This window comes from Amycolatopsis australiensis, assembly GCF_900119165.1.
GTDB lineage: Bacteria > Actinomycetota > Actinomycetes > Mycobacteriales > Pseudonocardiaceae > Amycolatopsis > Amycolatopsis australiensis.
The window spans coordinates 5426170-5452434 of sequence record NZ_FPJG01000006.1 but is presented as its reverse complement, the minus strand read 5'-3'; the positions used below and the strand labels follow the sequence as shown (position 1 = coordinate 5452434).

Here is a 26265-nt window from a genome sequence, read left to right as displayed (position 1 = left end):
CGTGGCATGGACACCGACGGCGGTCTGCGGGAACGCAAGAAGCGGGAAACCCGCATCGCGCTGAGCTGGGCGGCCATCCGGCTCGCGGTGGAACGCGGGCTGGACAACGTCCGGATCGAAGACATCGCCGCCGAGGTCGGGGTGTCCACCCGCACCTTCAGCAACTACTTCGCCACCAAGGGCGAGGCGATCGCGGCGCGGCACTTCGAGCGGGCCCGCTCGATCGCCGCGCAGCTGCGGCAGCGCCCCGCCGGCGAGCCGATCTGGACCGCCGTCACCGAGGCGGCCCTGGCCGGGTTCGCCCTCAGCGAGGGCACACCCGAAAAGCTGGTCCCCGACGAGCAGTGGCTCAGCGGGATCCGGCTGATGGTCGCCGAACCCGCGCTGCAGAGCGAGTTCGCGAAAGCCGCCGCGGCGGCCGAAACCGAGTTCGCCGAGGCGATCGCCGAACGCACCGGCACCGACGCCACGAAGGACATCTACCCGCAGCTGCTGGCGGCCACCGTGGTCGCCGCGTTCAACGTCGTGATCCAGCAGTGGCTGCACGCCGGCCCGACGGGCTCGATGGCCGACCTCCTGCGCGACGTCTTCGGCCGGCTCGCCGCGGGGCTGCCCGCCCCGCACTGACCCCTACCCGAATCACGCTCGGATCACTGAGGGCGCCCGGCACCCGCCGGGCGGATTCGTCCTGCCCTTTTCCTGCCACCCCAAGGAGTTCCGCCATGCACGACGTCGTCATCGCCGGAGCCGGCCCGAACGGTCTCATGCTCGCCTGCGAGCTCAGCCTCGCCGGCGTCCGGCCCCTCGTCCTCGAACGGCTCCCCGAGCCGACCACCGAGCACCGCGCCAACGGCATGGTCGGCCAGGTCGTCCGGATGCTCGACCGCCGCGGCCTGCACGAACGGCTCGCGGGCCCGCTCGGCCGTCCGCTGCCCCGCTTCGTCTTCGGCGCGATGCCGCTCGACCTCACGCTCGCGCCGGACGCCCCGCTGCACGTGCTGCCCGTCCCGCAGCGGCGGATCGCGGCGATGCTGACCGAGCGCGCGACCGAGCTCGGGGTCGAGATCCGCCACGGCCACGAGCTCACCGGCCTCGACCAGCACGAGGAGAGCGTCACCGCCGAAGTCGCCGGCCCGGACGGCACCTACAGCCTCGAGGCCCGGTACCTCGTCGGCGCGGACGGCGGCCACAGCGTCACGCGGAAACTGGCCGGCATCGGCTTCCCGGGCGTCACCGAGGAGCACAGCGTCTCCCGCTCGGCGCACGTCACCGTCCCGCCGGAAATCGTCGACCCGCACACCGGCGGCCTGCGCGTTCCGGGTCACGGCGTCATCCCGCCGCTGTCGCACTACCGCACCGAAACCGGGCTGTTCGTCTACGCGACGCTGGAGACCGGCACGTCGGTGACCACCATCGAGTGGGTCGCGGACGACACCGGCGACGACACCGCCATGACCGTCGACGAGCTGCGCGCCAGCGTCCGCCGCGTCCTCGGCGCCGACGTCCCGCTGGGCCCGCCCGAAGGCGACGGCCCGCACCTGGCGCGGCGGCTGCACGGCCGCAACACGCGGCTGGCCGAGCGCTTCCGGGACGGTCGCGTGCTGCTGGTCGGCGACGCCGCGCACGTCCACTCCGCGATCGGCGGCCCCGGGCTCAACCTCGGCATGCAGGACGCGATCGGGCTCGGCTGGAAGCTCGCGGCGCAGATCCACGGCTGGGCGCCGCCGGGGCTGCTCGACACCTACGAAGCCGAACGCCGCCCGGCCGCCGAACGGGTCGTCATGCACACCCAGGCCCAGTCCGCGCTGATCGGCCCGGGCCGCCCGGTGACCGCGCTGCGCGAGCTGTTCGGCGAGCTGCTCCGGCTGCCCGAGACCGTGCGGCACATCGCGAACACCATGTCGGGTGCCGACATCCGCTACACGGCGGCGACCGCCCACCCGCTCGACGGCCGGTGGGCCCCGGACCTGGTCCTCGAGGACGGTCGCCGGCTCGCGGAGCTGACCCGGACGGCCCGGCCGCTGCTGCTGGACTTCACCGGCACGCTCGGCGACGACGTGCGCGGCTGGGCCGACCGCGTCGACCTGGTCACCGGCAAGGCGGAGGCCGACGCGACGGCGCTGCTCATCCGCCCCGACGGCTACGTCGCCTGGGCGTCGAGCTCGGCCGCGCCCGACGACACCGAACGCAAGTCGCTGCGTTCGGCTCTGGAGCGGTGGTTCGGCCTCCCGCTTGACGCGTAGGAAATCTCCTACGTATTGTCGTGGGCATGACGATCACCCACGTGCAGTTCCTGACCCTGCCCGTCGCCGACCACGCCCGCGCGCGCGACTTCTACGTCGGCAAGCTCGGCTTCGAAGCGCTCGTCGACCGCCGCACGCCCGAGGGCGGCCGGTTCGTGATGGTCGCGCCGAAGGGGGCGAAGACCGGCGTGGTGCTGACCGACCAGCCGGTCACCGGGGCCGACGCCGGCCCGCGGCACTTCCAGCTGCAGTCCACCGACCTCGACACCGACGTCGCCACGCTGCGGGCGGCCGGCGTCGAAGTCGGGGACCCGCGGGAGTGGCCGTGGGGGCGGGCGACCTCGTTCACCGACCTCGACGGCCACGTCGTCGGCCTGCTCCAGCCGTCGGATTTCGGCGCCGTCCCGCGCTGATGCCGGTCAACGACGACGTGTTCGCCGCGCTGGCCAGCCCGGCGCGGCGGGAGGTGCTGCGGCTGCTGCTGGACGGCCCGCTGCCGGCCGGCGCCATCGCCGACCGCTTCTCGATGGCCCGGCCCAGCCTGTCCGAACACCTGCGGGTGCTGCGGGAGGCGGGCCTGGTCAGCGAGCGGCGGCAGGGCCGCAACCGCGTCTACACCCTCGACGCGGGCCCGCTGGAGGAGGTCGCCGACTGGCTCACCCCGTACGAGCGGTTCTGGCGCCGCAAGCTGACCGACCTGCGTGACCTGCTCGACGAGGAGGACCTGTGACCGGCGACGACCCGACCGCGATCCACGTGGACCAGTTCCTCGCCCACCCGGCGCGCAAGGTCTGGCGCGCGCTCACCGAGCCGGACCTGCTGGAGCGCTGGCTGAACATGCCGAACGACATCAAGCCCGTGGTGGGGCACCGGTTCCGGCTGCTGGCCGAGCCGGTGCCCGCGGCCGGGTTCGCCGGCGGGCCGGTCGACTGCGAAGTCCTCGAAGTGGAGCCCGAGCGCAAGCTCAGCATCCGCTGGGGTCCGCAGTGGACGGTCACCTGGCGGCTGGCGCCGGAGGGCACCGGCACGCGGCTGTTCCTCAGCCACGAAGGCTTCGACCCGGACGACGAGTTCCAGCGCGTGTCCCGCCGGATCATGGGCGGCGGCTGGCGCTCCCACGTCCCGCGGGCGCTGGCCCGGTTGCTGGACACCCTCGCCGACCCGGCCCCGTTACGATCGGGAGGTGACCCCCGCCGCGACTGATCCCCATGCGCCGAAACCGCTGCGCGCCGACGCCCGGCGCAACCGGGCACGCGTGCTGGAGGCGGCGGAGCGCGTGTTCGCCGCCAAGGGCACCGGGGCCCCCACCGAGGAGGTAGCCCGCGCCGCCGGCGTCGGCATCGGCACCGTGTTCCGGCACTTCCCGACGAAGGAAGCGCTGCTGGAAGCCGTGCTGATCGCGCGGCTGCACCGGTTCGCCGACGAAGCCGAGTCGGTCGCCGAGGCCGGCTCGGCCGATCCGGGCGCGACGTTCTTCTCGTTCCTGACCAGCTGGATCGAGATGTCCAGCGCGAAGAACGCCTACTTCGAGGCGCTTGCGGCGGCCGGGGTGAGCGTCCCGAAGGCGAAGTCCGACATCGGCGCGCGGCTGCTGAAGGCACTGGGTGTGCTGCTGTCGCGGGCCCAGGCCGCCGGCGCGGTCCGCGAGGACCTCGACCCGGGCGAGCTGATCACGGTCATCATCGGCGTGGCGAAAGCCGCCGAGTACGCCGGCCCGGACGCGCGCCTGCGCGAGCGGGCCGTGGCGATCCTCTTCGACGGCCTCCGGCCGCGCGCGTCAGCGGGGGAGCGGCACTGAGCCGACCGGCTCCAGCGTCGGGCGTTTCGCGGTCATGGTGTCGCCGGAGGACTGCCCGCGCAGCCGCCGGCGCACCCACGGCAACGCGTGCTCCTGCGCCCACCGCAGGTTCTGGCTGCGCCGCGCGGCCGGGCTGAGCACCTCCCGCGGCCCCAGTTCGACACCCTTCAGCGGGTGTTCGACACCGAGCGCGGCCAGGACCGCGATGGCGACCTCGGTGTGACCGTAGGGGTTGAGGTGCAGGCGGTCGGGTGCCCACAGCCGCCGGTCGCGCAGCTGCCGCATCGCCCACATGTCCACCAGCCGCGCGCCGTGGCGGGCGGCGATGCCGCGGACGTGCTCGTTGTAGATGGCGACCCGGCCGCGCATCTTGCGGAACAGCGCGTCTTCGACCCCGTCCACGCCGGTGAACAGGACCAGCTCGGCGCCGGTCGCGCGGATCTTCTCGACGGCGGCTTCGTAGCCGACCATGAGCGCGTCGATGTCGACCTTGGGTCGCATGAGGTCGTTGCCGCCGGCGTAGAGGGTGACCAGGTCGGGCGCCATGGCCAGCGCGGGCTCGAGCTGCTCGGCCAGCACCTGGGGCAGCAGCTTGCCGCGGATGGCAAGGTTGGCGTAGCGGAAGTCCGGCTCACGGGCGGCGAGCTGTTCGGCGGTGCGGTCGGCCCAGCCGCGGACCCCGTTCGGGGCGGCGGGATCGTCGTCCCCGACCCCTTCGGTGAACGAGTCCCCCAAAGCCACTAAGCGCTTGCTCATGTCGTCAGTCTAGGCGCCGGGCCGCCGCGAAATCCGTCGGCCACCCCTACGCCGTGAGCTGCCGGGCCCGGTGTTCGGCGACGTGGACGCGGGTCGCGCAGCGGGTCGAGCAGAACCGGCGGCGGCCGTTGCGGGAGGTGTCCACGTACGCGGTGTCGCAGCCTTCGCGGCCGCAGATGCCGAGGCGGTCCGGCGCCTCGCACACCAGGTGGGCCAGGCCGCCGGCGGTGTAGGCGCGGACGCGCCCGACCGGGCCCGCGTCTTCGGCGGAGTAGTGCAGGTGCGGGGGCTTGCCGTCGTGGGTGGTGATGTACGGGCGGCAGGCCGCCTCCGCGAGCAAGGCGTTGACCAGGTCCGGGCGGGCCGCCGGGGCCGCGGCGAACACCGGCCGCAGCCGCCCGGCCCACTCGCCGATCCGCGCGGCTTCGTCCTCGGTCAGCGCCGCGATGGACATGCCGTTGCGGACCATCCCGTCCAGCAGCTCACTCGCCGAACCGGCGTTGACCAGGTCGGCGGCCACCAGCGCGGCCGGGCCACCGTAAGGGTTGAAGTGCACTGAGCCATTACACCACGATCGGGGCATGGACCGGAACCGTTGCCCCCGCTGCGGCTGGCCGCTCGCCGAACTGCCGGCGACCGCGACCCAGCCCGTCACCCGCCAGCTCGACTACGTGCGCTGCGTCTGCGGCAGCTGGCTCGCCCGCCTCGACGGTGAGATCGTCGGCGCGACCCGCGCACGGCCGACCCGGTGAATCAGAGGTCGAGCACACCCGCCGCGTTGTCGTTCCACTGGTCGACCCGCCGGATGTACTCGTACAGCGCGCGGCTGCCCCGCACCCAGCGGCCCTGGTCGGCGATGGCGACGTCGTCGGCACCGGCCCGGCGGGCTTCGGTGGCGAAACCCGACCGCAGGGAGTGCCCGGTCACCGGGTACGGCAGCCCGGCGCGCACACCCGCGCGGGTGAGGATCTGGTTGACCCCGGCCGTGCTCAGCGCCGCCTCGCCGACGTTGCCGTGGCGGTCGACGCGGCGGAACGCCGGTCCGTCGGTGATCCCGGCGCCCGAGCGCCACGCGTGCCACGCCCGCACCGGATCGGTGTCGGGGTTTTCGCGCCGTGGGACGACCATGCCGCCGGTGCTCTTGCCGTGCCGCACGGTCACCGCCAGGCCCCGATCGTCGACCGGCTCCACGTCGGTGACGAGCAGGTTCGCCAGGTCGGAGCACCGTGCGGCGATCGGGAACCCGATGAGGAGCATCGCCCGGTCGCGGGCGCCGGCGAGCGTGTCCGGGCACGCCCGCGACATGGCCCGCAGGTCGGTGAGGGTGACCATGGTGGCCTTGCCGCGGCCGCGCTGGATCCCTTCCCGGGCCAGCCGCTGCCGGTACCCCTTCAGCGCCCGCCACGCGGCGCGGCTCGCCTCGGGGTCGATGACGACTTTGTGGTGCCGCAGCCCGGCGAGCGCCCCGGTGAGCCGCCGCTCGATCGTCGACGGCGCCGCCGGCGCGGCGCGTTCCGGCACCTCGGGCACGGCCCGTTCCTCCGGGCGCAGGGTGCGGCCGCGTTCCAGCCACACGACGAACCCGGTGAGCGCGCCGATCGACGCCGACAGCACGGGGATCCCGGCTTCGGCGGTGTAGTCCTGCCAGACCTGCCAGTCCTGGGCGTAGGCCTTGAGCGTGTTGGGCGGCCGCTGCCCCTCGACGTGCCGGACGGCGGCCGCGTCGAGCAGGGCGAGCCGGTCCTGCGGGCTCGCGGCGGCCAGGACGGCGTCGGTCACCGGTTCGAGCTCGGGCACGCGCCGAGGTTACGGGATGCCGGTCTCCGCGGACCGGAGGCCGTTGGCGAACACCCTTCGGAAGGGTGGAGCCGCACGGCTTGATCCTTCCGGGGGGTCCACGGAAAATCCGTCGCGGGCCGCTGTCGATCCGGCCGGGCGCCGTTCGTATGAGGGGCGAGACAGCGAAAGGAGCCGACGTGAAGCAGTACCTGCTCAGCATCTACCAGCCCGACGGCCCGACCCCGCCGCCGGAGGTGCTCGACGGCATCGCGCGGAAGCTCGACGCGCTGAACGCCGACCTCAAGGCCGCCGGGGCGTGGGTGTTCGCCGGCGGGCTGCACCCGCCGTCGTCCGCGACCGTGCTGCGGGCGGCCGACGGCGGCACCGTCGTCACCGACGGGCCCTACAGCGAAGGCAAGGAGCACCTCGGCGGGTTCACCGTCATCACCGCCCCCGACCTCGACGCGGCACTCACCTGGGCCGGCCGGCTCGCGGACGCCGTCGCGCCGCTGCCGGTCGAGGTGCGGCCGTTCCGCGGATGACCGTCGAGGAGGTCTTCGCCGCGGAGTACGGCCGCGCGGTGTCGGTTTTGGTGAAGGTCTTCGGCGACATCGACGTGGCCGAGGAAGCGGTGCAGGACGCGTTCGCCGAGGCGCTCCGGCGGTGGCCGGCCGCCGGGCTCCCGCCGAGCCCGGCCGGCTGGATCATCACCACCGCGCGCCGCCGCGCGATCGACCGCCTGCGCCGCGAAGCCGCCCGCCAGGACAAGCACGCCCAGGCCGCCCTGCTCCACGCCGAAGCCGAACCCGCCGAGGAGGGTGCCGTGCCCGACGAACGGCTGCGGCTGATCTTCACCTGCTGCCACCCGGCGCTCGCCCGGGCGAGCCAGGTCGCGCTGACCCTGCGCCTGCTCGGCGGATTGACGACCGCGGAGATCGCGTCGGCGTTCCTGGTCCCCGAGCCGACCATGGCCCAGCGGATCGTGCGGGCGAAGAACAAGATCCGCGACGCGGGCATCCCGTACCGCGTCCCGCGGGACGCGGACCTGCCCGAGCGGCTCGCCGCGGTGCTGGGCGTGCTGTACCTGATCTTCAACGAGGGCTACACGGCCAGTGCGGGCCCGGACCTGATCCGCGACGACCTGTGCCGCGAGGCGATCCGGCTCACCCGCGTCCTGACCGGGCTGATGCCGGACGAGCCCGAGGCGTGGGGCCTGCTCGCGCTGATGCTGCTCATCGACGCGCGCCGCGCGACCCGCGTGACCGCCGACGGCGAGCCGGTGCTGCTGGCCGATCAGGACCGGTCGCGGTGGGACGCGGCCCTGATCGCCGAGGGCCACGAGATCGTCCGCCGCTGCCTGCGTCGCGGCCGGCCGGGCCCGTACCAGATCCAGGCGGCGATCCAGGCGGTGCACACCGACCCGCCCACGGACTGGACGCAGGTCAAGGCGCTCTACGACCAGCTCCTGGCGGTCACGCCGACGCCGGTGGTGGCGTTGAACCGGGCGGTGGCGGTCGCCGAGGCCGACGGCCCGGCGGCGGCACTGCCGCTGGTCGAGGCCCTGGATCTGCCGCGGTTCGCGTTGTTCCACGCCATCCGCGCGGACCTGCTGGCGCGGCTGGGCCGGAGCGGGGAAGCGGTCGCCGCCTACACCACCGCGATCGAGCTGACCCGCAACTCCGCCGAGAGGGCGCTCCTGGAACGGAAACGGGCCGCAGCGTCAACTCGCGGTTGACATTCCGAGGGTCCCAGTTTTCGGAGGACCCAACAGGGCTCTCGCCATCTCCCGGATTCCAGCGGCGTCCTGAGTTGCGATATGTGACCTTATCCAAAGTCAGCCCTGTGCTTACTTCTGTTTTGATTTTGAACAGTAGCTTTTACTTCTAATCAGAAGCTTTGATAGGGTCTCGATCATGACGGAAGATGCTGGCCAGCTGCGGGTGTGCGAGTACCGGCGCTGTGGGGCGCCGCTGCCGCCGGCGGTGGGGCGGGGAAGCCGGGCGCGGTTCTGCCAGGACGGGAAGACCTGGGGCCGCCGGAACCTGTCCTGCCGTGACGCCGAAGCGGTCCTGTCGGACGCGGAGTCGCTGCGGGAAAGCGACACCGAGCTGGACGACACGGCCGTCACCGCGCTGGCGGGCCAGGTCGACCGGGTGCTGGAACCGGCGCGCGGGCTCGTCGAGACCCTCACGACACTGCGACACCAGCTCGAAGCGACGACGGCCGCCGCGCTTGCCGAGCGCGATGCCGCCCTGGGTGAGGCCGACGAGCACCGCCGGCGGCGCGGCCTCGCCGAAGCCGAGGCCGCACAAGCCCGCGAGACCGCCGAAGAGGCAGTCCAGGCTGCGACCACCGCCGAGCGCGAACGCCTCGCGGCGGTCCGGGAGCGCGACGAGGAGCGCGCCGCCCGGCGGGCCGCGGTGCAGGAGCGGCAACGTGCCGAAGGGCAGCTGGCCGCCGTCCGTGACGAGCTGGCCCGGGTGGCCGAGCGGGCCGACGCCGCCGCGGGGCTGGCCGGTGAGCGCGCCGCGGCGATCGCCACCCTGACCGCCGAGCTGGCCGCCGCCCGTACGGCGCTGGACGAGCAACGCGGCCATGTCCGCGACGCCGTGTTGCGCGCCGAGGCAGCCGAGGCGCGTGCGGACGCGGCTGAAGCCCGCGCGGACGCGGCCGCAGGACGGCTGGACACCGCCCGGGCCCAGCTGGCCGCTGCGGCGTCCGCGCACCAGGCCGCCCTCGAGGACGCCCGTGCGGAGGCCGAGCGCCGGCGTGCCGGGTTCGACCAGCGGCTGGCCGAAGTCCAGGCCGTGCACGAGCAGACCGTCCGGTCGATGCACGAGACCGTCACGAACCTGGGTGCCGAACTGCGGGCGTGCACGGCGCGGGCCGACCACGCCGAGCGTGCGCTGACCAGGGTTTCGGCGGTGCTGCGTGACGTTCCGGGCCTGGAGCTGCCCGACGACGTCGCGAAAATGCTTAAGTAGCTACTTGACTATTTCGCTGGCGCGGACGTAACTTAAGTACATGCTTGACCATGAGCTGGATCTGGTGTTCCGCGCCTTGGGCGACCGGACGCGGCGGGCGCTGGTGGAGCGGCTCGTGCGCGGCCCGGCGTCGGTGAGTGAGCTGGCCGAGCCGCTGACGATGTCGCTCGCGGCGGTGGTGCAGCACCTGCAGGTGCTGGAGGCCGCCGGGATCGTGCGGTCGGAGAAGACCGGCCGCGTGCGCACCTGCCGGATCGAGCCGGACGCACTGCGGGCCGGCGAGCAGTGGCTGGGGCGTCAGCGCACCACGTGGGAAAGCAGGCTCGACCGGCTCGGCGACTTCCTCGCCGGGCCCGGCACCTCGGAAGGGAGCCCGGCATGACCGTCAAGCACGCCACCTTCACCCTGGAGCGCACCTATCCCGTCCCGCCGTCCCGCGTGTTCGCCGCGTGGGCGGACCCGGCCGCCAAACGGCGCTGGTTCGTCCCCGGCGGTGAGCACGAGCTGGACTTCCGGGTCGGTGGCCGGGAAACCGTGCACGCGGCGGGTCCGGACGGCACGCCGCTGGCCGTGCTCTCGATCTACCACGACATCGTGCCGGAGCGGCGGATCGTCTACTCGACGACGCTCAGCGGCGCCGACGCGCTCGCGACGGTCTCGATCACCACGGTCGAGCTGGCCGGCGAAGGCGAGGCGACCCGCCTGGTCCTGACCGAACAGGGCACCTTCCTCGACGGCGCCGAGGAGCCGGCGTGGCGTGAGCAGGGCACGGGTGACTGGCTGGACCGGCTCGGCGAGGAGCTGAAGTGAGCGCCGGACCGGCCGCGCTCGTCGAAGCCCGGACCGCGGCGGTGGCGGCGAAGGACATCGAGACCCTGGTCGCCCAGTACGCCGAGGACGTCACGCTGTTCGACGCGCTCGACACGCTGCGCGACACGGGCCGGGACGCCGAGCGCGCCCGGCTGCGGACGTGGTTCGCCGCCTACCGGTCCGCGATCGACCTGCGGATCCACGACCTCGAGGTGGTCGAGGGCGGCGACGTCGCGTTCGCGCACTACCTGTTCCACGTCGGTGGCACCATGACCGACGGCACCGAGGTGCGGATGTGGGTGCGCTCGACTGTCGGGTTCCGCCGGGGCGAGGACGGCTGGAAGGTCGTGCACGAGCACAGTTCGGTGCCGTTCGACGGCGCGACCGGCGCGGCGCTGATGGCGCTCAAGCCGACCGGTACCGCTGCGGGCTGACACCGTATTCGCGTTTGAAGGCCGCGCTGAGGGTGAACGCGCTGCCGTAGCCGACCCGGCGGGCGACCGCGGCGATGGTGGCGCCGGGTTCCTGGCGCAGCAGGTCGGCGGCGAGCGCCAGGCGCCAGGCGGTGAGGTAGGCCATCGGCGTCTCGCCGACGGCGGCGGCGAAACGGCGGGCCAGGGCGGCCCGGGAGACACCGGTGCCGGCGGCGAGCTTGGCGACCGTCCATGGCTCGGCGGGCTGGTGCTGCAGCAGCCGCAGCGCCTGTCCGACGACCGGGTCGTCGTGGGCGCGGTACCACGACGGCGCTGGCGTACCGGGCCGGTCGAACCAGGCGCGCAGGGCGGCGATGAGCAGCACGTCGAGCAGCCGGTCGAGGACGGCTTCCTGGCCGGGTAGGTCCTTGCCGATCTCGGCCGCGAGCAGGCCGGCCAGCGGGGTGGGCCAGTCGGCGGCACGCAGGACGATCAGGGTGGGCAGCGCCGCGAGCAGCTTCCTGCTGATCTCGCCCGCCATGCCGTAGGTGCCGGTGAGCAGCACGACCGGGCCGCCGGTGCCGTGGCCCCAGGTCCGTACGCCGAGTTCGGCGTAGCCGGTGAGGTGGCCGCCGTCGGGGGTGCGGCATTCCTGGCCGGGCAGGATGAGGGCCTGTGGTGGCGTCCGCGGGTGGTCGGCGACCAGGTACGGGTCGGGGCCGCGGGCGATGGCGACGTCACCTTCGCCGAGCAGCACGGCTTCACCGGCGTCGGGCACGATCCACGCTTCGCCGCGCACGACCGACATGACGGTCAGGGGTGCGCGGTCTTCGATGCGCAGCGACCACGGCGGGGTCAGCACCGAGCGGAGCAGGAACGCACGGTGGGCGCGGGGGCCGTCGAGGAGCGCGGCGAGCGGGTCCATGCCGGCGAACTGTAGACGCTGGAACATGCGATCCAGCCGGTGAGCTATGGAGAGTCTCATGTCCCGGGGCTTGACTGGGCGCCATGACTTCCGAGACGGGTTCCCAGGTGGTGCTGGTGGCCGCGCTGGTCGCGGCCGGGTTGGTGGCGGGACTGTTCTACGCCTACGCCTGTTCGGTGATGCCGGGTCTCGCGCGCGGCGACGACGAGACGTTCGTGACGGCGATGCGCGGCATCAACGTCGCGATCGTCAACCCGGTCTTCCTGGTGACGTTCCTGGGGGCGCCGCTGCTGGCGGGCGTGGCGGCGCTGCTGGACCCGGGGCCGCGGCCGTGGGTGATCGCCGGGTTCGTGCTCCTGGTCGCGGTGGTGGTCGTCACCGGCGTGGTCAACATCCCGCTCAACAACGCGCTGGACAGCGGCGACGACTACGCGGCGCTGCGGGCGCGGTTCGAGGCGGTGTGGGTGCGCTGGAACGCCGTGCGCGCTCTGGTGAGCACGGCGGGCTTCGGCTGCCTGGTCGCGGCCGTGCTCACCCGGCGCGGGTGAACGCTCAGCCGGCGAGGCGGAAGAGCAGGTCGGTGACCCACTGGGCGGGGTCGGGCACTTCGAGGGGGTTGGTGCGCAGCACCTCCAGGCGCCCGCCCCACTCTTCGCTGCCGGCGAGGTCGGTGCGATCCCACGTGAGGCCTTCGGCGGCACCCCAGGCCAGGACGGCCTCGGTGGCGGCGGCGAGGCCGTCGGGGGCGCCGACGTAGGTTTCGAGGACGTACTTGCCGGCCGGGACCTCGTCGAGGAAGGCCGGGGCGGCCGGGGTGAAGCCGGCGTCGAGCGGGACGCCGGCCTCGACGGTGAACCGCATGCCCGGGTGCAGGACGCGGTAGCGGAAGAACGGCGCTGCGGCGGGAGCGATGCCGTGGCCGGCGAGGGTGCCGATGAGCGGCGGGATCCGGTCGGCGATGCGGGGGAACTCCTCGATGCCGAGGGTGGCGCGCTCGGCGACGTAGCGCTGGGCGGGTCGGTCCACGATGGACGGCATCAGGGTTCCTCCGGGGTCAGGATCGGGCGCACTTCGATACTGCCGTAGGTGGCGGCGGGGTGCCGGGCCGCGATTTCGAGGGCTTCGTCGAGGTCGTCGCAGTCGAGGATGACGTAGCCGCCGACCTGTTCCTTGGCCTCGGTGAACGGCCCGTCGGTGAGCAGCACTTCGCCGTCGCGGACGCGGATGGTGGTGGCCTCCGCCGGTGGGCGCAGGCCGCCGCCACCGTGGATCTTGCCGCGGCGGGCCAGGTCCTCTCCCCAGCCTTCGCAGCCGTCGTACTGGTGTTCGGCGGCGCTTTCGTCGCCGGCGATGAGCAGCAGGTACCGCATTCAGTGTCCTTTCAGGACTTCGCGCAGGTGCGCGGCGAAGGTGTCCGGTTCGGCGGCGAAGCCGCCGTGGTCGCCGGGGAACGGTTCGGGGTGCAGGCCGAGGTCGGCGGCGAGGCCGAGGGCGGCTTCGTGCGCGGGCTGCCCGGCGGACTTCTCGCCGACGGCGACGACCAGGCGCGCGGAGGTCGCCCGGAGCGCGTCGAGGTCGGGGTCGTAGGTGCCGGTGGCGGGCATGAGGTGGCCGAAGAAGTAGGCGAAGTTCGCTTCCGCGCGCGGGTCGAGCGGAGGTGCGGGATCGAGGCCCATCAGTGCCGTGAAGGCGGTGTAGGCGCGGCGGAGGCCCTGGTCGCGGAAGATCGCGGGGATGTCGGGGCCGTCGAGGGCGGTGGCGGGCAGGTAGCGGGTGACGGGGGGTTCGTGCAGCACGACGGTGCGGACGTCGCCGGGGTGGCGGACGACGTGGTCGAGCATCGTGATGGCGCCGCCGCTGGAGGCGAGGACGTCGGCGGGGCCGGTCTCGGCGAGCAGCCGGTGGAGGTCCTCGGCGTGCCGGCGCAGCGTGCCGGGTCCGGGTTCGCCGTCGATGGGGCTGCGGGACAGGCCGCGGGGGTCGAAGGTGATGACGGTGTGGCCGGCAGCCAGCAGCGGCCGGATGGGCGTGAACACGGCGGCGTCGGCGGGGCCGCCGGGCACGAGCAGCAGCGCCGGGCCGGTGCCGGTGACGTCGTAGGTGATCGTGGCGCCGGGGACGGCGAGGGTGGTCATGGGCGTTCCTCCGGTGTCGGTGGTTCGCCCGACCGACGAGCGGGCTCGTCCGGGACCGACATCGCTTCGGAGATTCTTCGGGCGAGGTAGGCGCGTTCGGCGTCGGTGGGGGCGAGTTCGCGGGCGGCGGCGTACCACCGCGCGGCTTCGGCGTGGCGGCCGAGGCGGCGGAGGAAGTCGGCGCGCGTGGCCGGGAGCAGGTGGTAGCCGTCCATCGTCAGCCCGTCGAGCAGCGCGAGCCCGGCTTCGGGTCCGCGGGCCATGCCGACCGCGACGGCCCGGTTCAGCTCGACGACCGCGCTGGGCACGAACTTGCGCAGCTCGCCGTAGAGGCCGTCGATCTGGGCCCAGTCGGTGTCGGCGGGCCGGGCGGCGGTGGCGTGGCAGGCGGCGATGGCGGCCTGGATCTGGTAGGGCCCGGGACGGCGGCGGCGCAGTGCGGTCTCCAGCAGCTGGGTGCCTTCGGCGATTTCGCCGTGGTCCCAGCGGGTGCGGTCCTGTTCTTCGAGCGGCACGAGCTCGCCGTGGGCGCCGACGCGGGTGGCGCGGCGGGCGTGCTGCAGCAGCATCAGCGCGAGCAGGCCGAGGACGTCGGGTTCGTCGGGCATGAGCCGGGCCAGGACGCGGGTGAGGCGGATGGCTTCGGCGGCGAGGTCGGGGCGGAGCAGGTCGGGTCCGGCGCTGGCGGAATAGCCCTCGTTGAATGTCAGGTAGAGCACGCCGAGGACGGCGGCGGTGCGTTCGGGCAGCAGGTGCGCGGGCGGGACGCGGTAGGGGATGCCGGCGTGGCGGATCTTGCGCTTCACCCGGACCAGCCGCTGCGACATGGTCGCTTCCGGGACGAGGAAGGCGCGGGCGATTTCGGCGGTGGACAGCCCGGCGAGGGTGCGCAGGGCGAGCGCGACCTGGGCTTCGGTGGCCAGTGCCGGGTGGCAGCAGGTGAAGATGAGCCGCAGCCGGTCGTCGGTGACGCCGCTGTCGTCGGGTCCGGGGTCGTCGGGCACGGACATCTGGGCGGCCTCCCGCAGCTTGGCGGCGCCGAGGGCGTCGCGGCGGAGCCGGTCGGTGGCGCGGTTGCGGGCGGCGGTGGTCAGCCACGCGCCGGGCCGGTGGGGAATGCCGTCGCGGGGCCAGGTGCGCAGGGCGAGCGCGAACGCCTCCTGGGCGCATTCCTCGGCGAGGTCCCAGTCGCCGGTGATCCGGATGAGCGTGGCCACGACCTGGCCCCACTCTTCGCGGAACGCCTCGGCGACCGCGGTCTCGACGTCCACCACCGCTCCTTCCGCCGTACCGGTCACCCGTCCGACGAACGGGCGGGGCCGGGACCGACAGCCGCCGCGTGGCAGGCGCCGAAGCCTTCGGCGCGGGCGACGATCCGGCCGTGTTCGACGCGGACGGCGGTCTCGGTCGCGTCGCTGACCGCGGTGACGCCGGCGGCCGCGGCGAGCGCGCCGGTGGCGTCGCAGACGATCCGCAGCCGGGGCCGTCCGGGTGGGGCGATCGCCTGGTCGAGGCAGGTGCGCAGGCCGGCGACGGTGAGCCGGGTCAGCGGGGCGAGCTCGCCGGGGTCGCTGGTGACGAGCACGGCGGTGACGTCGGCGCCGGCGCGGACGGCTTCTTCGAAAGCGGACGCGCGGTGCAGGCCGAGGACGGTGACCACGCCGTCGCCGGGCCGCACGGTTTCGCCGGTCAGCAGGTCGGTGGCCGCTGGTGGGGTCCACGGTGTGTCGGCGGGCCGGGCCTGGGCGGCGATCGGCGGGACGGGCGGCCAGTCGTCGCGGAGGTCCAGGTCGAGCAGTGCGGCGCACGCGGTGACGATGTGGAAGGGCTCGCCGAAGCCGGGCGCGGCGGCGGCGAGCTGGCTCGCGCCGTGCAGTGTGGTGAGGGCGGCTTCGGCGACGCGGACCAGGCGCCGTCCCGGGCGGAGGCGTTCCAGGGCGAGGCCGAGCAGGATCGCGTCGACCCGCATGAGCTGCGCGAACGGACGGCGGGTGTGCTCGTCGGCGAGGATTTCCGGCAGCAGGTCGCGGGCGAGGCGGGCTTCGTCGCTGTCGGTGTCGGTGGCCAGGGGCAGCCGGGCCACCCAGGCGCGGGCGAAGGCGGCCAGCGCGTCGGACGCGGTGGGGTGCGGTGGCGGGGTGGCGGGCCGGGGTGCGCGTTCGGCGAGGTCGGCCAGGACGGCGAAGTACAGGGCGCGCTTGCCGGGGAAGTTCGAGTAGACCGCGCCGCGGGTGAGCTCGGCGCGTTCGGCGATGACGTCGATCTTCGCGTCGCGGAAGCCGCGGCGGGCGAACTCGTCCCGGGCGGCGGCCAGCACCTTGGCGCGGTTGCGTTCCTGGGTTTCCGCCCTGCTGAGCCTGACCATCGTCCTCCTTGTCGCGGCCTGCCGGGTCAAGATACCGTGACCACTGAAATGATAAGAACATCTGATTTCAACATCTGGAGTGGCGGATGACCCCCGAGATCGACCTGACCGACCCGAAGGTGCTCGCCGACCCGTTCACCGCCTACGACCGGGCGCGGGAAGTGAGCGCGGTGGCCAAGCTCGTCATCCCCGGCTTCGGCCCGTTCTGGGCGCTGACCCGGTACGCCGAGGCCCGCGCGATGCTGGCCGACCCGCGGTTCGAGGTCCGGTCCGAAAGCTTCCTGCGCCCGCCGGGCATTCCCGAGCACTGCCTCGAGTACATGCGGACGATGGCCGAGCGGGACGGGCCCGATCACCTGCGGCTGCGCCGGCTGGTCGCGCCGGCCTTCACCCCGAAGCGAGCCGCGCAGCTGCGGCCGCGCCTGGTCGCGCTCACCGGGCGGCTGCTCGACGAGCTGCCGGCGCACGCCGAAGACGGCCGTGTCGACCTGGTGGCGCACTTCGCGCGGCCGCTGCCGATCGACGTCATCTGCGAGCTGACCGGCATCCCGGCCGCCGACCGGGCCCGCTGGCGCGAACACGGTGCCGCGGTCGCCGCCGGGGCGGGGGCGGACTTCGCCGCCGCGGTCCCGGCGATCATCGAGGGCGCGAAGGAGGCGGTGGCCCGGAGCCGGGCCGAACCGGGCGACGACCTCATCGGAGACCTGGTGCGCGCGCAGGCCGAGGACGGGGACCGGCTCACCGACACCGAGCTGGTCACCCTCGTCTGGCACCTGGTCCTGGCCGGGCAGACGCCGGTGAACCTGATCGCCAACGCCGTGGAAGCGCTCCTGCGGCACCCGGACCAGCTGGAGCTGCTGCGCGAGGACCCGCGACGGTGGCCGGGGGCGGTGGAGGAGCTGATGCGGTTCTGCGGCCCCCAGCTGCTGACCACGCCCCGCTTCGCGCGCGAGGACGTCGAGGTCGACGGCGAGCTGATCCGCCGCGGTGAGCGGGTGACCGCGGCGATGGTGGCCGCCGACCGGGACCCGCGCGCGTTCGCCGGCCCCGACCGGCTCGACGTCACCCGGTCCGGGCCGCCGCAGCTGGGCTTCTCGCACGGCCCGCACTTCTGCCTCGGCGCATCGATCGCGCGGGTGCAGGCCGAGGTGGCGCTCTCGGCGTTGTTCACCCGGTTCCCGGATCTGGCGCTGGCCACCGACGATGTGCCGCGGGCACCCGACGGCGGCACGTGGCGGCCGGCGCGGCTACTGCTGACGCTCTGACACCAGCACCTCGATGCCGTCGAGGACGCGGGCCAGGCCGAAGCGGAAGGTGTAGGCGGGGTCCTCGGCGGCGTTGTGGGCTTCCCCCGCGGCCTGGCCGACCCGGGAGGCGATCGGGTAGTGCTCGGGGGCGGCGGCCGGGATGCCGGCCAGTACCGGCCCGGCGCGCTCCCACCACTGCGCCTCGGTCATGCCGCTGGCGCGGACCAGGCGGGCGGCGCCGAGCGAGCTGCGCGCGGTGGTGCGGACCAGGCCGGTGACGAGACCGACGGCGGCGTCCATCTCGACGTCGTCGAGCCCGATGCCGTCGACCGCGCGCAGTTCGTTCTCGTACTTGGCGAAGCTGTGCGGGCCGAGCGCCGAGCGGCTGGTGGTGACCTGCAGCAGCCAGGGGTGGCGGTGGTACAGCGACCACTGGTCTTCGGCGATCGCCGTGAGCGCGTCGCGCCAGCCGAGGCCGGGTTCGGGGGCGGTCAGCTCGCCGTGGGCGTGGTCGATCATCAGGTCCAGCAGCTCGGCCCGGCCGGGCACGTAGGTGTAGAGCGACATGGGGGAGACGCCGAGCTGCTCGGCGATCCCGCGGATGGTGACGGCTTCGATGCCGTCGGCGTCGGCGAGCGCGACGGCCGAGCGCACGACGTCGGCCGTGGTCAGCTTCGGCTTCGGGCCGCGGCGCGGGGCGGCCGAAACGCCCCAGAGCAGCTCGATCGTCCGTCGCGGGTCGGCGTCGCCGGTGTCCTCGGTGTGCACGCCGCTCATTCTGCCCACCCGGTTCCTCGTACGTTGTACAGAGTTGTGCTAACCTGTTCTTCGTACACTGTACAGAGTTAAGGGGCAGGATGACACCGCAGATCCACGCCGAGGGGCTCCGCAAGCGCTACGGCGACGCGCAGGCTCTCGATGGGTTCGATCTCTCCGTCCCGGCCGGGTCGCTGCACGGCCTGCTGGGACCCAACGGCGCCGGCAAGACGACGGCGGTCCGCGTGCTGTCCACGCTGCTGCGCCACGACGGCGGTGTCGCGCGGGTGGCCGGGTTCGACGTCGCGGCCGAACCGGCGAAGGTGCGGGCGTCGATCGGGCTGGTCGGCCAGCAGGCCGCGGTGGACGAGCTGCTGTCGGGCCGGCAGAACCTGATGCTGTTCGGCCGGTTGCACCACCTCGGCCGGCGAGCGGCCGAACGGCGCGCCGACGAGCTGCTGGAGCGCTTCGGGCTCGCCGGCACCGGCGCGAAGCCCGTCTCGGCGTATTCGGGCGGGATGCGGCGGCGGCTGGACCTGGCCGCGTCGCTGCTGGCGGCGCCACGGGTGCTGTTCCTGGACGAGCCGACGACCGGTCTGGACCCGCGCAGCCGCATCGAGGTCTGGCGGGCGGTGCGGTCGCTGGTCGCCGACGGCACGACCGTGCTGCTCACGACGCAGTACCTGGAGGAGGCCGATCGGCTGGCCGACCGGATCTCGCTGGTGGAGCACGGCCGCGTGATCGCCGAAGGCTCCCCGGCCGAGCTGAAGGGGTCGCTGGGGGCGACCCGGATCGAGCTGGCGCTGACCGATCCGGACGGCCTCGGCGCGGCGGCGGCGTTGCTGGCCAGGGTCACCGGCGCGAAGCCGGTCGCCGAGGAGCTGCGGGTCAGTGCCCCGGCCGAGCCGTCGATGCTGACCCATCTGGTCCGCGAGCTGGCGGCGAGCGAGCTGGCGGTCGCCGACGTGGCACTGCGGCACCCGACGCTGGACGAGGTGTTCCTGGAGCTGACCGGAAAGGCGGCGCGATGAGGTGGGCACTGGCAGACGGCTGGACGCTGACGCAGCGCTACCTGGCGCACCTGGCGCGGCGGCCGGCGCGGCTGGCCACGGTGGTGGCGTTCCCGATCCTGATGGTGCTGATCTTCGCCTACCTGCTCGGCGGCGGGATGAGCGTGCCGGGCGGCGGGTCCTACCGCGAGTTCCTGATGCCGGGGATGTTCGCGATGACCATGGCGTTCGGGCTGTCCGGGACGATGATCGCGGTGCTGGACGACGCCGCCAAGGGCGTCACCGACCGGTTCCGGTCGCTGCCGATGGCGCCGTCGGCGGTGCTGACCGGGCGGGTGGCCGCGGACCTGATGAACGCGGTGCTCGCGCTGGCGGTGCTGCTGGGCTGCGGGTTCGCCGTCGGCTGGCGCCCGCACGGCAGCTTCGGCGAAACGTGCGCGGCGCTGGCGCTGCTGCTCCTGCTGCGGACGGCGCTGGTGTGGGCCGGGATCTACCTGGGGCTGCTGACCTCCGACGCGTCGATGGTCACGCTGGCGCAGACGCTGGAGTTCCCGTTCGGGTTCCTCTCCAGCGCGTTCGTGGCGACCGCGACGATGCCGCCCTGGCTGGGAACCGTGGCCGAGTGGAACCCGTTGTCGTCCACGGTGACCGCGGCCCGGGTGCTGTTCGGCAACCCGGGCGCGGCCGGGACGTCCTGGGTGAGCGCGCACGCGGTGCCGATGGCGGTGGCCTGGCCGCTGGTGCTGCTCGCGGTGTTCGTCCCGTTGTCCGTGCGCCGGTACAGGAGGCTGGGAAACTGAACGTGGACTTCCGGCCGGGCGAACCGCCGCGCGCGGGCCGCCTGGTCATCGACGGCGAAGCACTGTCCATCCGGGACGGCCTGCCGAAACTGCTGGAAAGCACCGACGCGTTCTGGGCGACCGCGGCCAAGGCCGCGTTGCGACTGGTCGCGGCGGGACGCCTGCTGCCCGGGGTCACCGAGGCCGGCCACGACGCCTGGCGCGTCGGACCGCTCGGACCGGTGGAAGCCGCGTGGCTGCGGCAGCTGGCCGCCGCGATGCCGCCCGGCGAGCGGGCGCCGGGGCCGCTGCTGCGGGCGTTCCTCGACGCCGTCGCCGACACGCTGCCGCGCACCCCGGCCGCGGCGAAGGCCGCCGGGACGCGGTTGTTCGCCGCCGTCGCGCCGCAACGGGCCGAAGCCGTGCGGGACTGGGCGGGCGAGCTGGCCGCGGGCCTCGACTCGGGGATCCGCGTGTCGCTGCGGATCGAGGCGCCCGGCGGGTTCGACACGGGCGTCTACCACGCCGTCGTCCAGGTCCACAGCCTCGCCGACCCGGGCGAGGTCGCCGACGCGGCGCAGCTGTGGGCGACCGGGCGGTTCGGGCCGCGGGCACGCATCGACGTCGTGCTGGCGCTGCGGCGGGCGGCGCAGGTGTGGCCGGCACTGAGCCCGCTGCTGACCGCCGCGGTGCCGGACGAGCTGGAGCTGGGCGAGGACGACGTCAGCGAGCTGGTCGCGGCCGCCGCGCCGCGCCTGGCGGCGGCCGGGGTCGACGTGCACTGGCCCGGCGAGCTGGCGCGGTCGCTGACCGCGCGGGCCGTGGTGAACGCCGGGGACGCGCCCGGCGATCTGCCGTCGTTCTTCGGCGGCGGCCGCGCGCTGGCTTTCGACTGGCAGCTGGCACTGGGCGGGGAGGTGCTGACCGAGGCGGAGCTGGACGCGCTCGCCGAGGCCCGCCGCCCGGTGGTGCGGCTGCGCGACCGCTGGGTGCTGGTCGATCCGGCGCTGGCGGCGAAGGCGCGGGAGCGGACCCTCAAGCCGCTGACGCCGGTCGACGCGCTGGGCGCGGTGCTCACCGGCACCACCGAGGTCGACGGCGAGCCGGTCGAGGTCGTCACCGAAGGCTGGCTCGCGCGGCTGCGCGACCGGCTGTCGGCGCCGCCGGAACCCCAGTCCCCGCCGGCCGGGCTGGCCGCGACCCTGCGGGACTACCAGCTGCGCGGGCTGCAGTGGCTGGCCACCGTCACCGGGCTCGGGCTCGGCGGCTGCCTCGCCGACGACATGGGCCTGGGCAAGACGGTCACGGTGATCGCGCTGCACCTGCACCGGGCGTCCCTGGCGGCCGGGCCGACGCTGGTCGTCTGCCCGGCGTCGCTGCTGGGCAACTGGGAGCGCGAGATCCGCCGGTTCGCCCCGGGCGTGCCGGTGCGGCGCTTCCACGGCTCCGCCCGCTCGCTCGAGGACCTCGGTGGATTCGTGCTGACCACCTACGGCACGCTGCGCGCCGATCCGCGCCGCCGTCCGGGGTCCGGTGGGGCCTGCTGGTCGCCGACGAGGCCCAGCACGTCAAGAACCACCGCTCGGGCACGGCACGGGCGCTGCGGCTGGTGCCCGCGGCCGCGCGCGTGGCACTGACCGGCACGCCGGTGGAGAACACGCTCTCGGAGCTGTGGGCGATCCTCGACTGGACCGCGCCGGGACTGCTGGGTTCGCTGACCGAGTTCCGGACGCGCTGGGCGAAACCGATCGAGGCCGGCGACCCCGCCGCGGCGCAGCGGCTGTCCCGGCTGCTGCGGCCGTTCCTGCTGCGGCGGCGCAAGTCCGATCCGGGGATCGCGCCGGAGCTGCCGCCGAAGACCGAGACCGACCGGCCGGTCGCGCTCGGCCCCGAGCAGGTGGCGCTGTACGAGGCGGTCGTGCGGGAGATGATGGCCGAGATCGCGGCGAGCGACGGCATGACCCGGCGGGGCCGCATCGTCAAGCTGCTGACCGCGCTCAAGCAGATCTGCAACCACCCGGCGCAGTACCACAAGCAGCCGGGCGGGCGCTCGGGCAAGGTGGAGCTGCTCGACGAGCTGCTGGACACCATCCTCGCCGAAGGCGGCGCGGTCCTGGTGTTCACCCAGTACGTCGCCATGGCGCGGATCCTCGGCAAGCACCTGGCCGGACGCGGGATCGGAACCCAGCTGCTGCACGGCGGCACGCCGGTGGCCCGCCGCGAAGAGCTCGTCCGGCGGTTCCAGGACGGCGAGGTGCCGGTGTTCCTGCTGTCGCTCAAGGCGGCGGGCACGGGCCTGAACCTGACGCGGGCCGACCACGTCGTGCACTTCGACCGCTGGTGGAACCCGGCGGTGGAGGACCAGGCCACCGACCGGGCCTACCGGATCGGGCAGACCAAACCGGTGCAGGTGCACCGGCTCGTGGCCGAGGGCACGGTCGAGGACCGGATCGCGGCGATGCTGCGGGAGAAGCGGGCGCTGGCCGACGCGGTGCTGGCCGGCGGCGAAGCGGCGTTGACGGAACTGTCGGACACCGAGCTCGCGGAGCTCGTCGAGCTGAGGAGCCGCGGATGAACGACGAGCGGGTGCGCGGGTTCCCCGCGTTCGGGCGCACCGGGGGACACGGGCGGTTCGCCCGCTCCTGGTGGGGCCGGGCGTGGCTGAGCGCGATGGAGGACACGGCGCTGGACCAGCGGCAGCTCAAGGCGGGCCGCCGGTACGCCGCCGCCGGGCTGGTCGGGCCGATCACGGTCAGTCCCGGCCGGATCGCGGCGGTGGTCGACGACGTCGACGGCGGCCCGTACCGCACCGAGCTGAGGCTGGCGGAACTGTCCGAAGCGGACTGGACGCGTTTTCTCGACCGGGTCGCCTCGCGGGCCGGGCACCTGGCGGCGCTGCTGGACCGGGACATGCCGCACGACCTGGTCGAGGCGGCCGCCGACGCGGGCGTGCAGCTGCTGCCCGGAATCGCCGACCTCGACCCGGAGTGCGACTGCCCGGGCTGGGAGCTGCCGTGCCGGCACGCGGCGGCGCTGTCGTTCCAGGCGTCGTGGCTGCTGGACGCGGACCCGTTCGTACTGCTGCTGATGCGCGGCAAGGCCGAGGGGGAGATCCGGGCGGAGCTGGCGAGCCGGACCGCGCCGGAGGTGGCCGAGGAGGTCGAAGACCGCGTCCCGGGGCCGGTGCCGGACCTGACGGAGTTCACGCCGTCCGGCGCGCCGGCGGTCCCCGCCGCGCCCGGCGTGCCCGCCGAGGCGTTCGCCCTGCTGGCCGCCAACGCCGCGGCGCAGGCCCGGGCGATGCTGGCCGGGCAGCCGTGGCCGGGACGGCGGCAGGACACCGTGCGGCTCGCCGCGCAGTTCCCCGAGGTGGCTTCGCGGCTGGGCGAGGGGCCGGAGTTCGACCGGGCCGTCGCGGCGTGGACGTACGGGGGTCAGGCGGGGCTTGACGTGCTCGACGCGCCGTGGACCCCGCCGAAGGCGGCGATGGCGGCCGCGCGGGCCGCACTCACCGACGAGGAGCCGGTGTTCGACCGCAACCGGTGCACCGCCGGAGACGTCCAGATCCGGCTGGACCGGGCCGGCCGGTGGCACCCGTACCGGCGCGAGGGCGGCGAGTGGTGGCCGGCGGGCCCGCCGGAGCCCGACCCGGGCCTGCTGCTCGGCTGACCCTTCTTCACGCCGTCAACCGATGCCGGGACAGGGATTTTCGGAGTATCGGCCGGTATCCAGCGCGCTCCCCGCTGCCTCCTGTCCGCGTCGGCGGGGGAGCCGCCGGGCCACTGGGGGTGCGGGCGCGCGGGTGCGGGGGGAACCCGTGCGCCCGCCCGGTCTTGTCGGTGCCCGCCGCTAGCCTGCGCGCATGGACGCTCTCGCCGGTGATCTGCACCGCTACCTCCAGGAAAAACGCGAGAGCGTGCTCGCGTCGTTGTCCGGGCTGGGCGAGTACGACGTCCGCCGCCCGCTGACGCCGACCGGGACCAACCTGCTCGGCCTGGTCAAGCACCTGATCGGGATTGAATTCGGCACCCTCGGCGACTGCGTCGGCCGCCCGGCCCCGGTCCGGCTGCCGTGGGTCGAGGACGGCTCGATCTGGGACGGCGCGGACATGTGGGCCACGGCGGAGGAGTCCCGCGAGGAGCTGGTCGAGCTGTACCGGACGGCGTGGCGGCACACGGACGAGACGATCGAGCTGCTCCCGCTGGACGCGCCGGCGACGGTGCCGTGGTGGCCGGAAGAGCGCCGCCGGACGACGTTCGGCTCGCTGCTGGTGCGCACGACCGCCGAGACGGCCCACCACGCGGGCCACGCGGACGTCGTCCGCGAGCTGATCGACGGCCGCCCGGGCCCCGACCACGACGACATCGGCGACGCCGCCTGGTGGGACCGGTACCTGGCGCGGGTCCGGGATGCGGCCGAGCCGTTCCGGCCGAGGTGACGCGCCTCAGCGCACGGAGGTGACCGGGTAGTCCTTGACCGGCATCGAGTCGTGCATCCGGACGCCGGCGGTGTTGAGCTTCGCCAGCGCCGTGCTGACCCGCGACGGCAGGGCCGAGACCAGCTGGCCGCCGCGCGCCAGCGCCCACACCCCGGCGCGGGAACCCGGGATCAGGCCCCGGGCGGCGCCTTCGGCGAACGCGCGGCTCTTGCGCACCAGCTCGGCCATCTCCCGTTCGTAGGCGGGAAAGGCGCGCGTGTGGTCGCCGCCGGCCGCGGCCAGCTCCCCGGCCAGCACGTACGCGCCGAGCACCGCGAGGCTGGTGCTGCCGCCGACCGCCGGCCCGGGGCAGTAGCCGGCGTCGCCGACCAGCGTCACGCGCCCGCGTGACCACGTGTCCAGGCGCAGCTGGGTGATCGAGTCGAAGTAGAACGGGCCCGGCCCGTCCAGCCCGGCCAGCCAGCCGTCGACCTGCGGGTGCATCCCCGCGAACGCCGCGCGCAGGAGTTCCTTCTGCCGTGCGGTGTCGCGGTGGTGGTAGTCCAGCGGCTCGGCACGGCGGAACAGGAACACCGCGCGGGCTTCGTCGAGGTGCCGGGCGCTGTAGATGCCCGCGGTGCGGCCGGGGCCGAGGTGGGTGACGGTTTCGCCGTCGAGGCGAAGGGTGTCCGGCAGGGACAGCACGGCCAGGTAGGCGCCGATGAACTTCGTCATCCCGGCTTCCTCGCCGAAGACGAGGCGCCGGACGTTCGAGTGCAGCCCGTCCGCGCCGACGACGACGTCGAACTTCCGTGGTGCGGCGTGTTCGAAGGTGACGTCGCCGTCGGGGGAGACGGCGGTGATCGAGTCGCCGAAGAGGTACTCGACGGCGTCGCGGCCGGCGTCGAAGTAGATCTCGCTGAGGTCGTCGCGCATGATCTCGACGTGCCGGTCGGAGGTCGCGCGGTAGATCTTGGCCAGGTCCACCCGCACCGGCCGCCGCGCGCCCTCCCGGTGCAGCGTCATCCGGGTCGTCCCGGTCGCGCGCGCCTCGACGCGGTCGAGCACGCCCATCCGTTCGGTGATGTCCATGGCGGGCCGGAACAGGTCGATGGCGTGACCGCCGGTCTTGCGCAGCGCGGGGGCGCGCTCGACGACGGTGACTTCGAAGCCGTACCGGCTGAGCCAATAGGCGAGCACCGGACCCGCGATGCTGGCGCCCGAGACGAGAATCCGCATGAAGACCTCCCTGACTTAACGGTAGGTAAGTTGTACCACAGCTCCTTACCTATCGTTAAGTCAGTTATGCTGGGGCGGTGCCGAAACCCTCCGACACCAAGCAGCGCATCCTCGACGTCGCTCGCGACCTGTTCACCAGCCAAGGCGTCCAGCGCACCAGCCTGCAGGACATCGCCGACCGCCTCGGCATCACCAAGCCCGCGCTCTACTACCACTTCCCGTCCCGCGACGACCTGGTCCGCAGCATCGTCCAGCCGATGCTCGACGACGGCGAGCAGTTCCTCCTCGCCCAGGAAGCCCGCGGCGACGCACCCGTCCGCGAACTCATCGAAGGGTTCTTCGACTTCAACTACCGCCATCGCGCGGACGTGATCATGCTGCTCGCGGAGATGCCGACCCTGGCCGACCTCGGGCTCATCGACAAGGCCCTCGGCTGGCGCACCCGGCTGACGGCCCTCATCTGCGGCCCCGAACCCACCCTCGAGCGACAGGCCCGCGCCATCCTCGCCCTCGGCGGGCTGCAGGACGTCTGCATGCAGTTCCCCGACGCCCCCGTCGAGCAGCTCAGGGCCGCGGCGGTCGCCGCGGCCCTGGACGCACTGGGCTGAA

Annotated in this window: 31 protein-coding genes and 1 pseudogene; 21 read left to right on the top strand and 11 right to left on the bottom strand. The window is 74.0% G+C overall.

What is annotated here, in order from left to right:
- Window positions 1-6: 6 nt before the first annotated feature.
- The 6 genes from BT341_RS26895 (at window position 7) to BT341_RS26870 (ending at window position 4041) form a co-directional block, all read left to right on the top strand.
- On the top strand, window positions 7-627 hold the full coding sequence (locus BT341_RS26895; RefSeq protein WP_072478924.1) for a TetR/AcrR family transcriptional regulator: 621 nt from the start codon (window positions 7-9) through the stop codon (window positions 625-627).
- Between the two features lie 95 nt (window positions 628-722).
- Window positions 723-2243, top strand: a complete 1521-nt coding sequence (locus BT341_RS26890; protein ID WP_072478923.1) for an FAD-dependent monooxygenase — start codon at window positions 723-725, stop codon at window positions 2241-2243.
- Window positions 2244-2269: 26 nt separating this feature from the next.
- Window positions 2270-2656: a VOC family protein gene (locus BT341_RS26885; RefSeq protein WP_072478922.1), complete on the top strand. Its 387-nt coding sequence runs from the start codon at window positions 2270-2272 to the stop codon at window positions 2654-2656.
- On the top strand, window positions 2656-2973 hold the full coding sequence (locus tag BT341_RS26880; RefSeq protein ID WP_072478921.1) for an ArsR/SmtB family transcription factor: 318 nt from the start codon (window positions 2656-2658) through the stop codon (window positions 2971-2973). The genes BT341_RS26885 and BT341_RS26880 overlap by 1 nt, the downstream gene beginning before the upstream one ends.
- Window positions 2970-3446, top strand: a complete 477-nt coding sequence (locus BT341_RS26875; RefSeq protein WP_072478920.1) for an SRPBCC family protein — start codon at window positions 2970-2972, stop codon at window positions 3444-3446. Before BT341_RS26880 ends, BT341_RS26875 begins: the two co-directional genes overlap by 4 nt.
- Window positions 3427-4041, top strand: coding sequence for a TetR/AcrR family transcriptional regulator (locus tag BT341_RS26870; protein ID WP_072478919.1), 615 nt, complete (start codon window positions 3427-3429; stop codon window positions 4039-4041). Before BT341_RS26875 ends, BT341_RS26870 begins: the two co-directional genes overlap by 20 nt.
- Here BT341_RS26870 and BT341_RS26865 read toward each other — a convergent pair.
- Together BT341_RS26865 and BT341_RS26860 are read right to left on the bottom strand one after the other, a co-directional pair.
- Entirely contained in the window at window positions 4021-4797 is a 777-nt protein-coding gene (locus tag BT341_RS26865; RefSeq protein WP_177328901.1) for an SGNH/GDSL hydrolase family protein, read from the bottom strand. The two genes, BT341_RS26870 and BT341_RS26865, sit on opposite strands and share 21 nt — an antisense overlap.
- Window positions 4798-4843: 46 nt before the next feature.
- Window positions 4844-5353: a CGNR zinc finger domain-containing protein gene (locus tag BT341_RS26860; RefSeq protein ID WP_072478917.1), complete on the bottom strand. Its 510-nt coding sequence runs from the start codon at window positions 5351-5353 to the stop codon at window positions 4844-4846.
- Window positions 5354-5378: 25 nt separating this feature from the next.
- Between BT341_RS26860 and BT341_RS45505 the strand changes: the two genes are divergently transcribed.
- Window positions 5379-5549: a hypothetical protein gene (locus BT341_RS45505; RefSeq protein WP_177328900.1), complete on the top strand. Its 171-nt coding sequence runs from the start codon at window positions 5379-5381 to the stop codon at window positions 5547-5549.
- A gap of 1 nt (window position 5550) precedes the next feature.
- Here the strand turns inward: BT341_RS45505 and BT341_RS26855 are convergent, their stop codons facing one another.
- Window positions 5551-6594 carry a site-specific integrase gene (locus BT341_RS26855; RefSeq protein WP_072478916.1) on the bottom strand — a complete coding sequence of 348 codons (1044 nt, stop codon included), beginning with the start codon at window positions 6592-6594 and terminating at the stop codon, window positions 5551-5553.
- Window positions 6595-6773: 179 nt separating this feature from the next.
- On the opposite strand from BT341_RS26855, the gene BT341_RS26850 reads away from it, so the two are divergent.
- The 6 genes from BT341_RS26850 (at window position 6774) to BT341_RS26825 (ending at window position 10804) form a co-directional block, all read left to right on the top strand.
- Entirely contained in the window at window positions 6774-7118 is a 345-nt protein-coding gene (locus BT341_RS26850) for a YciI family protein (RefSeq protein ID WP_072478915.1), read from the top strand.
- Window positions 7115-8311, top strand: coding sequence for an RNA polymerase sigma factor (locus BT341_RS26845; protein WP_072478914.1), 1197 nt, complete (start codon window positions 7115-7117; stop codon window positions 8309-8311). Before BT341_RS26850 ends, BT341_RS26845 begins: the two co-directional genes overlap by 4 nt.
- A 178-nt stretch (window positions 8312-8489) precedes the next feature.
- Window positions 8490-9560: a coiled-coil domain-containing protein gene (locus tag BT341_RS26840; protein WP_245805112.1), complete on the top strand. Its 1071-nt coding sequence runs from the start codon at window positions 8490-8492 to the stop codon at window positions 9558-9560.
- A gap of 40 nt (window positions 9561-9600) precedes the next feature.
- Window positions 9601-9942 (top strand): ArsR/SmtB family transcription factor, encoded by a 342-nt coding sequence (locus BT341_RS26835; protein ID WP_084743004.1) that lies wholly within the window; start codon window positions 9601-9603, stop codon window positions 9940-9942.
- On the top strand, window positions 9939-10370 hold the full coding sequence (locus tag BT341_RS26830) for an SRPBCC family protein (protein ID WP_072478913.1): 432 nt from the start codon (window positions 9939-9941) through the stop codon (window positions 10368-10370). Before BT341_RS26835 ends, BT341_RS26830 begins: the two co-directional genes overlap by 4 nt.
- Window positions 10367-10804, top strand: a complete 438-nt coding sequence (locus BT341_RS26825) for a YybH family protein (RefSeq protein WP_072478912.1) — start codon at window positions 10367-10369, stop codon at window positions 10802-10804. Before BT341_RS26830 ends, BT341_RS26825 begins: the two co-directional genes overlap by 4 nt.
- Here the strand turns inward: BT341_RS26825 and BT341_RS26820 are convergent.
- A complete protein-coding gene (locus tag BT341_RS26820) occupies window positions 10776-11708 on the bottom strand; it encodes an AraC family transcriptional regulator (protein ID WP_072478911.1) in 933 nt (310 codons plus the stop codon). The genes BT341_RS26825 and BT341_RS26820 overlap by 29 nt on opposite strands.
- An 83-nt stretch (window positions 11709-11791) precedes the next feature.
- Between BT341_RS26820 and BT341_RS26815 the strand changes: the two genes are divergently transcribed.
- Window positions 11792-12256 (top strand): anthrone oxygenase family protein, encoded by a 465-nt coding sequence (locus BT341_RS26815; protein ID WP_072478910.1) that lies wholly within the window; start codon window positions 11792-11794, stop codon window positions 12254-12256.
- Window positions 12257-12260: 4 nt separating this feature from the next.
- Here the strand turns inward: BT341_RS26815 and BT341_RS26810 are convergent, their stop codons facing one another.
- The 5 genes from BT341_RS26810 to BT341_RS26790 are packed head-to-tail and all read right to left on the bottom strand — an operon-like array spanning window position 12261 to window position 16208.
- Window positions 12261-12746 carry a GyrI-like domain-containing protein gene (locus tag BT341_RS26810; RefSeq protein WP_072478909.1) on the bottom strand — a complete coding sequence of 162 codons (486 nt, stop codon included), beginning with the start codon at window positions 12744-12746 and terminating at the stop codon, window positions 12261-12263.
- Window positions 12746-13078 (bottom strand): YciI family protein, encoded by a 333-nt coding sequence (locus tag BT341_RS26805; protein WP_072478908.1) that lies wholly within the window; start codon window positions 13076-13078, stop codon window positions 12746-12748. Before BT341_RS26805 ends, BT341_RS26810 begins: the two co-directional genes overlap by 1 nt.
- The gene (locus tag BT341_RS26800) at window positions 13079-13843 is read right to left on the bottom strand and encodes an alpha/beta fold hydrolase (protein ID WP_072478907.1); all 765 of its coding nucleotides are present in this window, start codon (window positions 13841-13843) and stop codon (window positions 13079-13081) included.
- Window positions 13840-15114: an RNA polymerase sigma factor gene (locus tag BT341_RS26795; RefSeq protein WP_072478906.1), complete on the bottom strand. Its 1275-nt coding sequence runs from the start codon at window positions 15112-15114 to the stop codon at window positions 13840-13842. The genes BT341_RS26800 and BT341_RS26795 overlap by 4 nt, the downstream gene beginning before the upstream one ends.
- A 23-nt stretch (window positions 15115-15137) precedes the next feature.
- Window positions 15138-16208, bottom strand: coding sequence for a TetR/AcrR family transcriptional regulator (locus BT341_RS26790; RefSeq protein ID WP_072478905.1), 1071 nt, complete (start codon window positions 16206-16208; stop codon window positions 15138-15140).
- Window positions 16209-16294: 86 nt separating this feature from the next.
- Here BT341_RS26790 and BT341_RS26785 point away from each other — a divergent pair, with 86 nt between their 5' ends.
- On the top strand, window positions 16295-17473 hold the full coding sequence (locus tag BT341_RS26785) for a cytochrome P450 family protein (RefSeq protein WP_072478904.1): 1179 nt from the start codon (window positions 16295-16297) through the stop codon (window positions 17471-17473).
- On the opposite strand, the gene BT341_RS26780 is transcribed toward BT341_RS26785, so the two are convergent.
- Entirely contained in the window at window positions 17456-18232 is a 777-nt protein-coding gene (locus BT341_RS26780; RefSeq protein WP_072478903.1) for a TetR/AcrR family transcriptional regulator, read from the bottom strand. The genes BT341_RS26785 and BT341_RS26780 overlap by 18 nt on opposite strands.
- Window positions 18233-18312: 80 nt before the next feature.
- Between BT341_RS26780 and BT341_RS26775 the strand changes: the two genes are divergently transcribed.
- The 5 genes and pseudogenes from BT341_RS26775 to BT341_RS26755 all read left to right on the top strand — a co-directional run bounded on the left by BT341_RS26775 (window position 18313) and on the right by BT341_RS26755 (window position 24438).
- Entirely contained in the window at window positions 18313-19242 is a 930-nt protein-coding gene (locus tag BT341_RS26775; protein ID WP_072478902.1) for an ATP-binding cassette domain-containing protein, read from the top strand.
- A complete protein-coding gene (locus tag BT341_RS26770) occupies window positions 19239-20021 on the top strand; it encodes an ABC transporter permease (protein ID WP_072478901.1) in 783 nt (260 codons plus the stop codon). The genes BT341_RS26775 and BT341_RS26770 overlap by 4 nt, the downstream gene beginning before the upstream one ends.
- Window positions 20022-20062: 41 nt before the next feature.
- Window positions 20063-22575 (top strand): annotated as a pseudogene (locus tag BT341_RS26765) (DEAD/DEAH box helicase).
- Complete coding sequence (locus BT341_RS26760; protein WP_072478900.1) at window positions 22572-23669, top strand: SWIM zinc finger family protein; 1098 nt, start codon at window positions 22572-22574, stop codon at window positions 23667-23669. Before BT341_RS26765 ends, BT341_RS26760 begins: the two are co-directional and overlap by 4 nt.
- A gap of 193 nt (window positions 23670-23862) precedes the next feature.
- Complete coding sequence (locus BT341_RS26755; RefSeq protein WP_072478899.1) at window positions 23863-24438, top strand: DinB family protein; 576 nt, start codon at window positions 23863-23865, stop codon at window positions 24436-24438.
- Window positions 24439-24444: 6 nt separating this feature from the next.
- Here the strand turns inward: BT341_RS26755 and BT341_RS26750 are convergent, their stop codons facing one another.
- A complete protein-coding gene (locus BT341_RS26750; protein WP_072478898.1) occupies window positions 24445-25656 on the bottom strand; it encodes an FAD-dependent monooxygenase in 1212 nt (403 codons plus the stop codon).
- A 77-nt stretch (window positions 25657-25733) separates the two neighbouring features.
- Here BT341_RS26750 and BT341_RS26745 point away from each other — a divergent pair, with 77 nt between their 5' ends.
- Window positions 25734-26264 (top strand): TetR/AcrR family transcriptional regulator, encoded by a 531-nt coding sequence (locus tag BT341_RS26745; protein WP_072478897.1) that lies wholly within the window; start codon window positions 25734-25736, stop codon window positions 26262-26264.
- Window position 26265 lies beyond the last annotated feature (1 nt).